Genomic DNA, 14,551 nt, shown 5'->3' on the forward strand with positions numbered 1-14,551 from the left:
TAACAGGCACGGCGGCTCCCGGTTTGACCTCGGGGGTCTTTTTGCCCTAACGTTGTGAAGTCCTATGTGTCCGCTTTTTGACCACCCGCACCTCCGGTAAATCCGGCGTTGGGCGGCGGCGGATACTCAATAAACTTAGCGTCGGCCAGTTCTTCCCCTTTTGATCGGGTGGGCGCACCTTTGATCCACTGGAGTAACTAACGTGAGCAAGCGGACTTTTCAGCCGAATAACCGCCGTCGGGCCAAGAAGCATGGCTTCCGCCTTCGTATGCGCACCCGTGCCGGCCGTGCCATCCTGGCCGCCCGTCGTGGCAAGGGCCGCGTCGAACTGTCGGCCTAAATATCTGACTCGTCGGTCAGCCTTCCAAGCGAGTCACTAGGTGCTAGCCACCCGTAACCGTCTGCGGACTTCTACCGACTTTTCAACAACTGTACGTTCCGGCGTCCGCAATGGACGCCGGAACTTAGTGTTATATACGGCACCTATCGGTGCCGGCGAACCGAGCCGCATCGGCTTCATCGTTTCCAAAGCTGTCGGGAACGCTGTGACCAGGAACCTCGTTAAGAGGAGACTGAGAGAAGCAGGTGCTTTGTCTTTGAATAGGCATGGCACGGGTCTTGCTGTGGTGGTCCGGGCGTTGCCCGCGGCCGCTACGGCAAGCTGGGACCAGCTGCTGACGGATTACAACGCCGCCTTGGCGGCAACCACGAAACGGCTCGGCGGATCCTCTCCGCGGGTTGTTTCGCCCACCCAGGGCACCACAACGGAAGGGACACCGCGTGCATGAGCTGAGCTCCGCCGTCGTCCGCTTCTTTAGAGTCGCTCCGGGGATCCTCGGAACTTTTCTGTGGGAGCTGCCGCGCAACGTCCTCATCATCTTGCTGAAGACGTACCGCAGGATCATTTCTCCCTTATATGGCCAGGTGTGCCGGTTCTTCCCCTCCTGCTCGGCTTATGCCCTCGAAGCGGTGACGGTCCATGGTGCCGTCAAGGGAAGTTGGCTCGCGGTGCGGCGCCTTGCGCGTTGCCACCCCTGGAACGCCGGCGGCGTGGACCACGTCCCCGCCGGACATCGTCATTGGCCCGAAGGCCAGACGCCCACAATTGTTGTACTGAACAACCCGGACCAGTTCCTGGCTGTGTGGTCTGATGAAGACGGTCGCCGCACAGCGGCCTGAGGAAATAGGGAAAACGTATGGACATCTTTGGAACAATTCTGGCCCCGTTCAAGTGGCTAGTGTCCGCGATCATGCTGGGGTTCCACGACGGGCTGAGTTTCATCGGCCTGCCTCCGGAGAACGGCTGGACCTGGACTCTGTCCATCATTGGCTTGGTGCTGGTGATCCGTGCTGCCCTGATCCCTGTCTTCGTCAAGCAAATCAAGGCACAGCGCGGCATGCAGCTGCTTCAGCCTGATCTGAAGAAGATGCAGGCGAAGTACAAGGGCAAGACCGACCAGCTCTCCCGCCAGGCGATGGCGCAGGAACAGATGGCGCTGTACAAGAAGCACGGCACCAACCCGTTCTCCGCTTGTTTGCCAATGCTGATCCAGATGCCGTTCTTCTTCGCGCTGTTCCAGGTGCTCTCCGGTATCACCCAGGCCCGACAGGCCGGCACGGGCATTGGAGCCCTGAGCCATGAGCAGGTGGTGCAGTTCGACGAATCCAGCATCTTCGGCGCTCCCCTCTCCGCGTCCCTGCTTCACGGCGGCCCTGCAGGCACCGACCAGACGGTTGTCTGGGTCCTGTCCATCGTGATGATCCTGGCCATGACGGCGTCGCAGTTCATCACGCAGAAGCAGATCATGGCCAAGAACATGTCCGACGAGGCGATGGCCAGCCCGTTCATGCGCCAGCAGAAGATGATGCTGTATATCCTGCCGCTGGTGTTCGGTGTGGGTGGCATCAACTTCCCGATCGGTGTCCTGATTTACTGGACCACCACGAACCTGTGGACCATGGGTCAGCAGTTCTTTGTCATCCGCCGCATGCCGACGCCGGGTTCCCCTGCTGCGAGGGCCCTCGCTGAGCGTCGCGCCGCCAAAGGCTTGCCGTCCCACCCGCTTTTTGGCGGTAAAAAGGACGCCGACGTCGCTGCCGAGGTGGCCGCCGTCGAGGTCAAGGCACAGCAGCGCACTCAGCCACAACGTAAGAACAGGAAGAAGAAGTAATGTCTGTTGAAAGCACCGAAGAGGCAACGGCCGCTGCCTCCGCCGAGGAACTGGTAGAAGCCACAGTAGAAACTTCGGAAGAGGACGCTGCTGCCGGCAAGGGCACTTCCGTAAGCCGCCTCGAGGAAGAGGGCGACGTCGCCGCAGACTACCTCGAGGAACTTCTCGACATTGCCGATATCGACGGCGACATCGACATCGAGATCCGGAATGGCCGCACCTACATCTCCATCGCAGCCGAAGACGATTCCGAGGGGCTGGAGAGCCTGGTAGGCCGCGACGGTGAAGTGCTCGAAGCCCTTCAGGAACTCGCTCGACTCTCAGTGCTCTCGGCAACCGAGAACCGCTCGCGCCTGGTGCTCGACATCAACGGTTACCGCAAGGAACGTGCCGGCGATCTGCAGCAGATTGCCGAAAACGCCGTGGCGAAGGTCAAGGAAACCGGAGCTCCGGTGGCACTTGAACCCATGAGCGCGTACGAACGCAAGATTGTGCACGACGCTGTCGCGGACCTCGGTTTTGTATCCGAGTCCGATGGCGAAGGCGCCGGCCGCCACATCGTGGTTTCGGCCGACTAACGGATCATGGTTGAAATCACGGCAGCCGAACTCCAGGCAGCAGAGAAGATTTTCGGTGACCGGCTCGGTCTCGCCCAGCGGTACGTAGAACATCTGGCGACGTCGGGAACCGAGCGCGGGCTGATTGGCCCGCGCGAGGTTCCCCGCCTGTGGAGCCGGCACGTTCTCAATTGCGCCGTCATCGAATCGGCGATAGCCCACGGAAGCCACGTTGCAGACGTTGGATCCGGGGCGGGACTTCCGGGCTTGTGCTTGGCAATTGCGCGTCCCGATCTTGAACTCACGTTGATCGAACCCCTGGAGCGGCGGGTCATCTGGCTTCAGGAAGTAGTGGACGACCTTGGACTGGACAACGTCACGGTCATGCGCACCAGAGCCGAACTCGCAGTGGGAATGGTCGACGCGGATGTCGTCACGGCGAGGGCCGTCTCTGCCCTGTCCAAACTCGCCGGACTGACCATACCCTTGCTTAACGGCAAGGGTGAAGTTGTGGCGATCAAGGGCCGCAGTGCTGCCGAGGAGATTGAGCAAGCAGCTAAGATCATCCGTAGGCTCGGCGGCGTGGAAACGTCTGTTGTGGTTTGCGGGCAGGAGCTCTTGGAGGAACCCACCACTGTGGTGAGGATCGTCGTTAACAAACAGCGGAAGATCGCCTAGCTTCGGCGCTGTGTCCCGCGTGTCCGCAACTGAGCGGTTAAGCTAGAGAACGGCAGCTAGAGCCGAATGAGAGTGAGAGTGTGACAGTGGGCAGTAGCGAAACCTCCACCCAGCGGATCCCGCCATTTATTTCCTTGGGGTCGGCTCGGGCCATGGCTGCACCCTCGGCATCCTTTGAATCTGCACTGATGCGCACGAATTCGGTTGCAAACGCCGCTGTTTCACGTGAAACCGTGATTGTCGGACATGACAACGTCATGGACTCCATTGATGATTCCAGCCCCATTGCACGCCAGCTCGCCAACGAGACCCGACGTCGTGAACGCCTGGTGGGACGTGAGCTTCCCAAGCCGGAAAAGACCCGCATTTTCACGGTGTCCAATCAAAAGGGCGGCGTGGGAAAGACCACCACGACGGTCAATATTGCGGCAGCCTTGGCCTCCGCGGGACTCAATGTCCTGGTGATCGACATCGATCCCCAAGGAAATGCATCCACCGCTCTTGGTATTGAGCACCACGCCGACGTCGACAGTATTTACGACGTGCTGATCAACGACCTCCCGCTGCGTGACGTCGTGGCTCCGTGCCCCGATATCCCGAATCTCATTTGCGCGCCGGCAACCATTCACCTGGCGGGCGCTGAAATTGAACTGGTTTCCCTCGTTGCACGCGAGCAGCGGCTACGCCGCGCCATCGATGTCTACTCGAAGGAACGCGCCAAGAACGGTGAAGGTCGTCTGGATTTCATCTTCATTGACTGCCCGCCCAGCCTGGGCCTGCTGACCGTCAATGCCTTCTGCGCGGCAAGCGAGGTACTCATCCCCATCCAGTGTGAGTACTACGCATTGGAAGGCCTGAGCCAGCTTCTCAAGAACATCGAAATGATCCAGAAGCACCTCAATGCCGATCTGGTCGTTTCCACCATTCTCCTCACCATGTATGACGGCCGCACCAACCTGGCCGCGCAGGTGGCTTCCGAAGTCCGCCAACATTTCCCGGATCAGGTTCTCGGCGCTGTGGTTCCTCGCTCCGTGCGCATCTCGGAGGCCCCAAGCTACCAGCAGACGGTGATGACCTATGATCCGTCTTCCAGCGGCGCGTTGTCCTACATGGAAGCCGCTGCAGAAATCGCCGAGCGCTAGACTTCCTTAATCACTGCAATATCCTTGGCGGGCTCTATTCTTGCCATTCCACCGGAGGGACATACTAATGAGCGAAAAGCGACGAGGCCTGGGTCGGGGTCTTGGGGCTCTCATTCCCAGCTCCGCTTCGGCTGGTGCATCAGGGAACGGCGTCCCGGCGTCCCGCCCTGTGGACCTCTTTTTCCCTGAGGCGCGGAAGGCGCCGGAGACGGTGGACACTCCCGAGGCGCCTGAAACGGAAGTAGCGAAGAGTTCTCCCTCGCGAGGCTCTTCGTCCAAGAGCACGACGGCGGCAAAGAGCCCTGCTGCGAAGTCACCCGCGGCGAAGGTCACCCCCGCGAAGACCACCGACGCTGACCGACCGGCCGGATCGAAGCCAGTCGAGGCCGCCGCTGATGCTTCAGGAGAGGCCGTGGCTGACTCGCTTCCCTCGGAATCGTCCGAGGTCCAACTGGTCGAGGTTCCCGGTGCGCGCTTCGCCGAAATCCCTGTCGGGGACATCCATCCCAACCGCAAGCAGCCGCGCAGTGTCTTCGATGAGGACGACATGGCGGAGCTGGTTCATTCCGTCAAGGAAATAGGCGTCCTCCAGCCAATTGTTGTACGTACTTCAACCGAAAAAGGTGGAGAACCGTATGAGCTGGTGATGGGTGAGCGGCGATGGCGGGCAGTGCAGGCCGCCGGGCTCGAAACCATCCCGGCGATTGTTCGCGATACCACTGATGACGACCTCCTTCGCGATGCGTTGCTGGAAAACCTCCACCGCAGTCAGCTGAACCCTTTGGAAGAAGCTGCCGCCTACCAACAGCTCCTTGAGGACTTCGGTACCACCCACGAGCAGCTGGCCGATCGGATCGGCCGTTCGCGTCCGCAAGTGTCCAACACTCTCCGCCTCCTCAAACTTCCTCCGCTCGTGCAACGGCGCGTAGCAGCCAGCGTGCTCTCGGCCGGCCATGCGCGGGCATTGCTTGCTCTCCCGGACGCAGCCTCGATGGAGCGTCTCGCGCAGAAGATTGTCGCCGAAGGAATGTCAGTCCGGGCCACCGAGGAAGCTGTCGCGTTGTACCAGGATCCTACGGTGCCGCCGAAGAACAGCATTCCGCGTCCCAACGCACGCCATGAGCGTCTCGACTACCTTGCTTCTTCACTTTCGGATCGCTTGGACACCAACGTGAAGATCACCTTGGGTGCGCGAAAGGGTCGCGTCAGCATTGAGTTCGCTAGTGTTGAGGATCTGAATCGCATCATGGATGTTTTGTCACCAGGGGACGAAAGCTAGTCGCTCGGTTTCCACGGAACTGAGGTTTGCTTCTCACGAGGCAGGCCCCATTTTCATTTAATGGTTTCCCTGCGGTGCTTGCAGGGGTTCGTTTGGTCCTTGTTCTTTGCTCTTTCATAGATACCCGGCTCATATGGCGCGCTCCCATGGCGTGCGCTGGCGGGCTCGTTCGCAAGGGTGGGGCGTGGTGTAGTGCTTTCGGGGCTGTGTTTCACGTGAAACGAGGCGTTGTATCGGCCCAAGGTATTGGAAGATCAGGAGCCTTTCGCACCCAACGGGATCCCCCTTGCCGCTCGGAGAAGACAGTATCGAGTTCAATTGGCTGCTGCTATAGAAGTCGACACGCTAGCGTGAGGCTCTGTCTCTGAACCTCACGCTAGCCACCGTTGCCTCGTGGCTGCGTTCTTGATCTTTGCATTGGGTAGCAAGATGTGTCTTGGTTGACGGTTCCCTTGATTCTCCGCATTCGAAGTTCGGGCAGCACGCGCAATTGTTTGCCACAAAGCCAGGCTTCAGCCATCCTGGAGGCTGGGCCTTGTTCTTTGAGTGATACATCTCCACAGACTTCTCGGATGATGCCTCCTGAGCGTGGACCGCATGCCAATGTTTCACGTGGAACAGCCAAGTCTGCCGACGTGGGTCGGGGAAATCCCCTCGACAGTGCGCGGGCCTTCCGGTTGATCAGGCCGGCTGTATGGACCGTCGCCAGCTCCCGTTTCACGTGAAACAGGAGCGGCGATGGAGTCCATCACAATCGAGCCAAACCTCGCCCACCCCGGTAATTGGTAGTCCACTCACAGTTGGGAGCAAATTCGCTGCAACGTGGCGGTGTGCCCTGGGCGAGAAGTAAACAGTTGCTCGGATTCCATCTGTCCATTCACCCTCTAGCAGGTGAAGGCATCAAAGACCATCTGCGCCTCCGGAGCCCACCATTTCAGGATGCGATCGCCCATCACTCAACGACGCGGTGTGTTTTTGCCTGCTTGTGCTCCCCTTTCGGCGTTGGTTGCACCTTGTCGGGCGTAACAGGTCCGACCATCCCCGCTGGGTGCTATGTTGCCAGGACGCGGGTCTTCCAGTTTCCAGCTAGTTGTTTGGGTATCAGTAGCCCAGGCACTGTCTGCTTGCACCTACGGTGGGCCGTACTCGGCGCGAGTTCAGTGGCGGGTGCATACGCCTGTCTGCGGTCTTTGGGGGGCTATCTGTGTGTCTGCGCCAGTGACAGCCACGAACCACCGTTTCCCGGGGACCAAGTGACGACGGGTGCGCCGAACCGAATGCTGCCGAACATCTTCAGGATCTGATGGACGCGGTATTGGTCGACTTCGACGGATTGCTCGCCACTCCAACTTTCACGACGACAGAGGCGCGACTGGTGGGAAGCCGTTCCCTGAGCTCGTTGGAGTGTGGCAGTACGGCTGGAAGGGAGTCCGCCTGGGAAGAATACTTCACTGAGTTCGCGTGATTGTCGCCCGGCGGCTGGGAGACAACAGCCCCCGAACTCGTGGATTGCGGCATGGCGGTCAGGCTGGGGCGATCTCCCATCCGGACTTCGGAGCCTATTCCATCTTCCATGTTCGGACGCGTTCAAGACGGTTCGCGATCCCTCGGACATCGTCGTCGAATTCCACAGCTCGGTAAGTGCGATGGGTCCCCGAATGCGTCAGCACCGCAAGACGGACTCAGGAAGAATCTGATCGAAGTCTTCCTGTGGACCACGGAACTCACAGGAGAGACAGGATCTCGTGGTGTGCGGTTTCGGCGATGGCTCCAGACGACGGTGCCTGCGCCTACGCGGACTTAGGTGCCTGCCGAGAACGGCGCCTGGAGGCAGCACAGATGACCCCTGTACCTGGCGTGCCGGCTTGCGGTGAACTTGGATCGAACGTGAGGGGACGCCGGCTCCCCCGGAGACGTCGTGCGGCGGGATTGAAATCCTGGCATCCTGCCCGCAGTTGTCCTCGTGCCGCGCTGGCCTCAGGTGAGGCTCGCTTGCTGTACTGCTTGCTGGCGCGGCGATAAGCGCGCCGAGGATGTCCGGATGGCTTTCAGTCCTGGTTGGCAGCGCACCGAATCTCTTCATGGACACTTCACACACTTCGGTCTGTCGAATGATCCAGCCCACGGGCGTCCGTGGCTGGGGCGTCCTGAGTCCGGATCCTTCAAGAGATTCAGAGGGCGGTCGTCCTAGCGGGCTTCTATCGCTCGAGCTCCGGCTAGCTAAAGCGAGAGAGTTAGTAGGACCCGATGTGGCTTCGGTTGAGCTCGTCGTCGGATCGTCGACGCTATGCAGGCCACTGCTTCCACGGGTCGGCGGGGCGGTATCGACGAACCTGGACGCAGACGATCCGAGAAAGCTTACCCGCGTGGAGTGTGTATCTCGCTGTTGAAAAGTCTGAGAGCGGCGGTGGATATCGCTGTGGATAACTTTGTTGATAATTCGGTGGGATGGCGGGAGCTCGGGCCGGGGCTCTGTGGGTATCTCGTCGGCCGGCGTCGGTATTCGTGTGGTCCTGAGGTTCCTCGCTGGCTCTGTTTCACGTGAAACAGTGCCAGCGCCTGTAGATTAGCCAGATTTGCCCCGTTTGGGCCCAATATTGGCAGATTCACGGGCTTCTGGGAACTTTCCGGTCCGTATCAAATCTGATCTCATCTGGCCGGCTGAGCTTTGCTGCGTTTCGCGCCGGATATGCTCGCCCATCGGCCGGGAGAAGCTAGTCGAAGTGGTTCTTTGCGCCCGTGGATATCGCTGTGGATAACTGTGTGTATAACTTTGGGCCGGTCGGTGGATATCCCTCTCAGCGAAGATCCAGTTGAAGTGGAATCTTGCCTTCATCTTGCCCGCCAGTGCCCTGCTCGACTCGGCTCGGCTTTGCGCTCTCGGGATCTTCTATGCCGCCTGCGCGCCGTGTGAGCGCTCCTGAGTTCGACGGTCGCTGCATGTTTCACGTGAAACGCGACCGAACCGAAGACTGCCGATCACCCGACACCTTCCACCGTCGTTGGGCAAGGGTCGGTGGCAACGACCGAGATCGGGGACCCCAGGAGCGTGACTGCAGCGGGAGCGCCTGCTGACATTCGGAGAAGCATTGCTGAGATCCATCGGCCCGTGGGTTAGCTAACCGGACGCGGTTCAGTCACGCGGAAACGCGGTTGAGTCACTAGATTGCGGCCAGCCCTGGATTCTGAATCTCGGACCCGGCGGCCGCGTAGGCATAACGCTTCTCGTAGTTCACCTTCGTTCATGAGGTAGTTCGGCCCAATCATTGCTCGCGGTTAGAGGGTCCTCCTCAGATCTTTTGGATTGAGCAGGCGCTCCAGATCAACCCTGTCTACCCCGGACACCCCCGCCAAACGCAGCCAACCCCGCCGTGGCCACCCGAGTTGATCTGCCTCGGGGTTCAATTGTTAGCGCTTCTCGCGTCGTTGCAGGAAGGGGCATGTGCGAGGGACGCCCAAGGAGACTACTACCTCCAAGCTGATCAATTCGTGGCGGTCCCTCTTGCAGGACTCTTTGTCCCGCTGAGGCGGGCTTGAACCCAGACTTTCGTGCTGGGAGGCAATTGCCGTGGACCTAGTTCCAGTTGCGCGTTTGAGGCTCCGTCTCCCCCAATGCCGTATGTCCACGATCATCGGGGTACAGACCGCCTTCAGGGCCACCCTGGCCCGGCTCAGGCGAGTTTGTGGACCCGGGAACCAGTGCCCGAAGCTGTGGATGGTGGGTTCAAGATAGCGTGGTCGGCTGAGTCGAGCCGGACTGCAAGGCAGTCCGCCAAAGCAACTTCACCGTGGCGGCAGGGATCCTGGAAGGGTACTCCCACAATCAATCTGAATCCCTCGAACGGACCAAGTGATTGCCTAACGGCCCGCTCTGAGGTCACGTGCGCCCGCGAGCGAAGAAGGCCTAGCCTTCCTAGGGCCTGACATGTTGTGTAGCTGCGGCACCTTTGTCCGCACTGTGCAGCCGCTGGCCCCAGGTCCAGCTGCCTGAGAGGGTCCGATGCCGCACACTTCTGCTCATTCAGCCACGTTCACGTCTACGCCGTTACGGATCGGCGTCGCGGATCGATGGGGGCTGCCGATAGAGCCACCCACAACCCGGCCCCAAGGTCCCCCGACCTTCTCACACCATGAGGATGAAGGCGTCCGCACCTCGCCTGCTCCCAGCCTCGTAGTGCCAAGGGGCCATTCCAGGGAGCTTTATTGTGGCGCAGGGCAATGGCGAACTCCTCCCCCGATTGGCGGCCAACAAGCGGACTCCTCAGCCTCGATGCGTATCCAAGGGTGACCGGAATCGAAGGCACTGGTGATGACGGACGGATCCATCGACGAGGGTGGGCCGGTGTGCGGGAGTGAAGCAACCTGAATTAATTGTTTATTGAGCAATTGGCACTAACGGTCGAGTCTTCTGCCGGCCGACGTCGTTTCGCACGCGCTTGTCCGGTGTCCGCATGGCTCTACGCGTTGCGAGATTCGCTGGTAGGCACCTGGCGCGCCTGCCTGTCGACGGCCCACGGAAGCGTCGGTATTGATCGCAGGCCCGAGGATGTGCCCGGCCGGCTCTCGGGACGCCACGGTGTTTCACGTGAAACATCGCTGATGTCGGGATTCTCAATAGGACGCTGATCGCGTGCCAAGGAGTGTGATTTGCAGCGACCCCCGGCGTACCGGCCAACGGCTAGCGTCCAACAACTCGAAAAATGGTTCTCTACGGGAATTGATCGACCTGGAAAGCCGCAATGAATAGGGGACGACGCCCCGGCTCGGCGGCAAGCCGTAACCCCCGCAACCAGCAGTGCCAGCGCAGTTCCACGTGAAACCGTCCAATCGCCACTGTCTCGCGATCTGTCTGCGCGAGCGCCAGGTCATCCAGCAGTGAACCCGGCAGCCAGAGCACTTTTACTCCACTCGTCAACGACCCATGTTTCACGTGAAACAGTGCATGTGGTGAACGTATGGTTCGACCTGTTTCGAATGGCGATGGATCGTGGGCGCCAACGGACGAGCAGTACGGTTTCACGTGAAACAGTCGGATCACTGCCCTTGGTACGAACGTAGGGACTCGGCAGTATAAATGGAATCTCCCTGCGTCCGCGGCCATGCATGAGTCGGCTGGGCACAACTATTGCTTAGCAAACATTCCAGCGCTCGAAGGCGGAATTGATTCACTCACTCCGGCCCGTCTCCGGGGGGCCGAAGGTTCAGTGTCCGTCTGGGCCGTTCCAGCGAAGAACTCCCGCTTTTGAAAGTGAAAAAGGTTCACAATAGGAATACAAACCGAGACTGGCAGCCGCCGCTCGCTGCGCCTCTCAATATCACTAGCCGACACCACAAGCCTCGGGCCTCGAACTCAATAGCGTGTACCCAAAGACATGAAAAAGCCGGCGGTCTCGCTCAACAGCGAAACCATCGGCTCAATCGGGAAGCAGGCCTTACAGGCGCGCCGGATGTCCTAGGACAGAACGGATTCAAATTCCTTTTCGAAGAACTGCTTCGGCTTTGCACCGATAACTGTGCTCTTCACTTCTCCCCCGCTGAAGAGGTAAACGGCTGGAATGGACGTGATGCCGTACTCGGCGGCTATGGCCGGGTTGTCGTCGACATTCAGCTTGACGACATCGACCTTGTCTCCGTATTCAACCGAGATCTCATCGAGGATTGGACCCAACTTGCGGCACGGGCCGCACCATTCTGCCCAGAAGTCCACAATGACCGGCTTTTCAGCGGCCAGGACGTCGGTGCTGAAACTGGCGTCGGTAACGTTTTTCGCGTTGCTCATAATTCTTTCCCTTCGAATGGATGGCTGCTGTGCCGGTTAGGCCTGCAGGTCTGCAAGATAGTGTTCGACGTCCAAGGCAGCGACACAACCGGATCCGGCTGCCGTGATGGCCTGGCGGTAAGTCGGGTCCACGACATCGCCGGCGGCGAAGACGCCCTTGATGCTGGTCTTGGAGCTGCGGCCGTCGACGGCGATGGTGCCTTCAGGGGCGAGCTCCAGTTTTCCCTTGACGAGTTCGGTGCGGGGATCGTTGCCGATGGCCACGAAAACTCCTGTAACGGCGAGCTCGGACTCGGTGCCGTCGACGAGGTTTTTCAGCTTCAGGCCAGTCACCTTGTCCCCGCCGATGACGTCCTCGACGGCGGTATTCCACACGAAGTTGATCTTTTCGTGGGCCTGGGCGCGGTCACCCATGATCTTGGAAGCCTTGAGGGTGTCGCGACGATGTACCACGGTGACGGACTTCGCGAACTTGGTGAGGAAGAGGGCTTCCTCCATGGCAGAGTCGCCACCGCCGATCACTGCGATGTCCTGGTCTTTGAAGAAGAAACCGTCGCAGGTTGCACACCAGCTCACGCCGTGGCCGGAAAGACGCTTTTCATTCTCGAGGCCGAGCTCACGGTATGCGGAACCCGTGGACAGAATGATGGCGCGTGCCTTGAACTTCTCCCCCGTGCCGATAGTCACGGACTTGATGTCGCCGTCGAGGTCCAGTTCGGTGACATCCTCAAACTGAATCTCCGTCCCAAAGCGTGCCGCCTGCTTTTCGAAGTTCTCCATGAGATCGGGTCCCATGACGCCCTCGGGGAAGCCGGGGTAGTTCTCGACGTCTGTCGTGTTCATCAGTTCGCCACCGGCAGTCACGGAACCGGCGATGAGAAGCGGGTTCATGTTGGCCCGTGCCGTGTAGACGGCCGCCGTGTAACCGGCAGGCCCGGAGCCTACGATAATGACATCACGTACGTTGGACGCGGTGTTTTCTGCGTTGCTCACTGTTGGGTGAACCTCTTCCTTAGTCGATGCACCGGTTCCTTGCGGCCGGCCACATGGCACAACCCTATGGCGGCGCGGAATATTCCGATGTTTCCGGGGACCCTAATATCCACCACCATTCAGGGTACCTTCTGGCAGTGCAGGGCATGGAAGCGAGAAGCGTCGGCTACTGGACCTTGATCTCCGCAAGGCGCAGGCCGTAGCCGTAGCGCGTCTTGGGGGCGGTCAGTTTGGGCAGGGCCTTGATGGAGATAATCACGTATTGGGCCGTTACAGGGGCACTGAGCGGCATGGTGAGCTCCGGTGAGGTGAAGCTGTTGGTGCCCACCAACTTGGCACCGTCCAAGGCCGGACGATCATTGGTGTAAACGCTGATGTTTCCACCGGATGCGCCCAACTGGCTCAAAGTGACGGACGTCACCTGCGAGGGTGTCTTGAGCTTGACCAGCAGCGACACTCCATCGGGTGCGAGTCCACCCCAGTCCGCCGTGGCGAATTCCATGTCCGACCAGTAACTGGCGGCATTGCCGTCGTATGCCTTGACCAAGTCCTTGTCGTAAGTTGCTGCGAAATCGAAATCGCCCATGCGGGTGACTCCATCGATGACCGGCGGCGCTGCGACCGGCGGTGCCGAGGCGGTACCTGTGCTGCTCGGCTGTCCAGTTACGGTTTGAGACGCTGAAGAGGACTGCTTGGCCGCGGGAGCCCCGCCGGGGATGAGGTTGCCGAGATTGGTGACAGCAAGGATCAAACCTACGATCAACACGGCGGCAAGGACCCCGCCTACGAGCCAACGGAAGGAACGGGGCTCGCGAACCGGCTCCTCGTCGTAATATTCGTCCTCGTCGAGGGGCCCTGCTTGCTCGCGCGCGTTCGACGGGAAGCTCGATGCTCCCCGGCTGTATCCGGCGGCAGCCGCGGCCGCATCGCGGGAAGCGCCCGTGCCGCGCGCTCCGCCGTCGTCGTTAACGAAGCCATAGTCGTCCTCGGACCAGAGAGAGACTTTGGATTCCTGGGCCGGGGTTGCAGAAGTAGGCGCCTGAGGAGTGGATGCTGGAACAGCCTGCGTGGCGGGCGCCGCTTGGATTTGCTGGGGAGCGGTCCGGCTCGCCTCGGCGGCCGAAGTGGACGCGGGCCTCCCCGAAGGCGCGGCTTGGCCGTCGTCGTTGTTTGACTTGCCGCTGCCCTTTACGGCGGCCGCGGCCGCTGCGGCAGCAGCCCCTGCCCCCGCTGCCGCAGCAGCGATGCGGGAACCAATGCCCCCGGAGGCCGACGCCGGCCGGCCAGCGGGCATGGGAGGAACCACCGGGCGGTGCGGGTCAGCGGCAGCCGGCAGCGATTCGCCAGCGGGATGGGGCTCGACCTCGTCGTAACTGATGTACTCGGCGTCGTGCTCTTCGTCGTCGTAGAGCCCGTCGTAGGTCTCGGGTTCGTGGGAACGGGCCTGGCCGAAGATCTCGCTGCCAAGCGTGTCCGTGAAGAACGGTTCGACGTAAGGCGGATTGGTGGCCACCACCAGGTCCAGCAGGTCGGGCGCGCTGCTGTGGTTCGTAATGAGGTACGTGGTGCTGTCGCTGACCCCGAGGTCGAGGATCTGGACATGTCCGGGCCGTTCGCCGGTGGCGACCTCGCGGGCGCTCTTGGCAACCTGATCGGCGTTTCCGGGGCCAGCCACGAGGATGCTGACAGGCCTGTTGAGGACCTGGTCCACGCCGTCGAGCACCAGATCCTGGTCGTGCGAAGTCAACACGGTGGCTGTGACTTTGTAGCGGCCGCCAAGCACTGATCCGACATCGATCGGGTGGGACACGGGTTCCTCCTAAGACTGTCCGGAAGCTGCGGGTCCTGAATACGGGATCCGGCCAGCCGGGTGACCCGTGGTCTGCAACTACCTGTATTAGTTTCTGATCCTAGCTGATTGGGCCGTTCCGACTCCCGGTTTGAGCCGATCC

Annotated in this window: 11 protein-coding genes; 8 read left to right on the forward strand and 3 right to left on the reverse strand. The window is 60.5% G+C overall.

The features are described from left to right. Positions 1-202 precede the first annotated feature (202 nt). The 8 genes from rpmH (at position 203) to BMF89_RS10705 (ending at position 5,827) form a co-directional block, all read left to right on the forward strand. A complete protein-coding gene (gene rpmH, locus BMF89_RS10670) occupies positions 203-340 on the forward strand; it encodes a 50S ribosomal protein L34 (protein ID WP_011776797.1) in 138 nt (45 codons plus the stop codon). A 40-nt stretch (positions 341-380) separates the two neighbouring features. After that, entirely contained in the window at positions 381-788 is a 408-nt protein-coding gene (gene rnpA / locus BMF89_RS10675) for a ribonuclease P protein component (RefSeq protein WP_078107069.1), read from the forward strand. A gap of 1 nt (position 789) precedes the next feature. After that, positions 790-1,179 (forward strand): membrane protein insertion efficiency factor YidD, encoded by a 390-nt coding sequence (gene yidD / locus BMF89_RS10680; protein ID WP_171983457.1) that lies wholly within the window; start codon positions 790-792, stop codon positions 1,177-1,179. A gap of 17 nt (positions 1,180-1,196) precedes the next feature. Then, complete coding sequence (gene yidC / locus BMF89_RS10685) at positions 1,197-2,171, forward strand: membrane protein insertase YidC (protein WP_078107071.1); 975 nt, start codon at positions 1,197-1,199, stop codon at positions 2,169-2,171. Beyond that, positions 2,171-2,749, forward strand: a complete 579-nt coding sequence (locus tag BMF89_RS10690) for a R3H domain-containing nucleic acid-binding protein (protein ID WP_078107072.1) — start codon at positions 2,171-2,173, stop codon at positions 2,747-2,749. The genes yidC and BMF89_RS10690 overlap by 1 nt, the downstream gene beginning before the upstream one ends. A 6-nt stretch (positions 2,750-2,755) precedes the next feature. Then, on the forward strand, positions 2,756-3,406 hold the full coding sequence (gene rsmG / locus BMF89_RS10695) for a 16S rRNA (guanine(527)-N(7))-methyltransferase RsmG (RefSeq protein ID WP_078107073.1): 651 nt from the start codon (positions 2,756-2,758) through the stop codon (positions 3,404-3,406). A gap of 86 nt (positions 3,407-3,492) precedes the next feature. Beyond that, positions 3,493-4,548 (forward strand): ParA family protein, encoded by a 1,056-nt coding sequence (locus tag BMF89_RS10700; RefSeq protein ID WP_241707634.1) that lies wholly within the window; start codon positions 3,493-3,495, stop codon positions 4,546-4,548. A gap of 67 nt (positions 4,549-4,615) precedes the next feature. After that, on the forward strand, positions 4,616-5,827 hold the full coding sequence (locus tag BMF89_RS10705; RefSeq protein WP_078107074.1) for a ParB/RepB/Spo0J family partition protein: 1,212 nt from the start codon (positions 4,616-4,618) through the stop codon (positions 5,825-5,827). Between the two features lie 5,452 nt (positions 5,828-11,279). Here the strand turns inward: BMF89_RS10705 and trxA are convergent. The 3 genes from trxA to BMF89_RS10720 all read right to left on the reverse strand — a co-directional run bounded on the left by trxA (position 11,280) and on the right by BMF89_RS10720 (position 14,409). Beyond that, positions 11,280-11,606 (reverse strand): thioredoxin, encoded by a 327-nt coding sequence (trxA, locus tag BMF89_RS10710; RefSeq protein WP_078107075.1) that lies wholly within the window; start codon positions 11,604-11,606, stop codon positions 11,280-11,282. Between the two features lie 36 nt (positions 11,607-11,642). Then, positions 11,643-12,599 (reverse strand): thioredoxin-disulfide reductase, encoded by a 957-nt coding sequence (trxB, locus tag BMF89_RS10715; protein ID WP_078107076.1) that lies wholly within the window; start codon positions 12,597-12,599, stop codon positions 11,643-11,645. A gap of 166 nt (positions 12,600-12,765) precedes the next feature. After that, positions 12,766-14,409, reverse strand: coding sequence for an ABC transporter substrate-binding protein (locus BMF89_RS10720; RefSeq protein ID WP_078107077.1), 1,644 nt, complete (start codon positions 14,407-14,409; stop codon positions 12,766-12,768). Positions 14,410-14,551: the final 142 nt, after the last annotated feature.

Origin of the sequence: Arthrobacter sp. SRS-W-1-2016 (genome assembly GCF_002009585.1) — a bacterium.
Taxonomy (GTDB): domain Bacteria; phylum Actinomycetota; class Actinomycetes; order Actinomycetales; family Micrococcaceae; genus Arthrobacter; species Arthrobacter bambusae_A.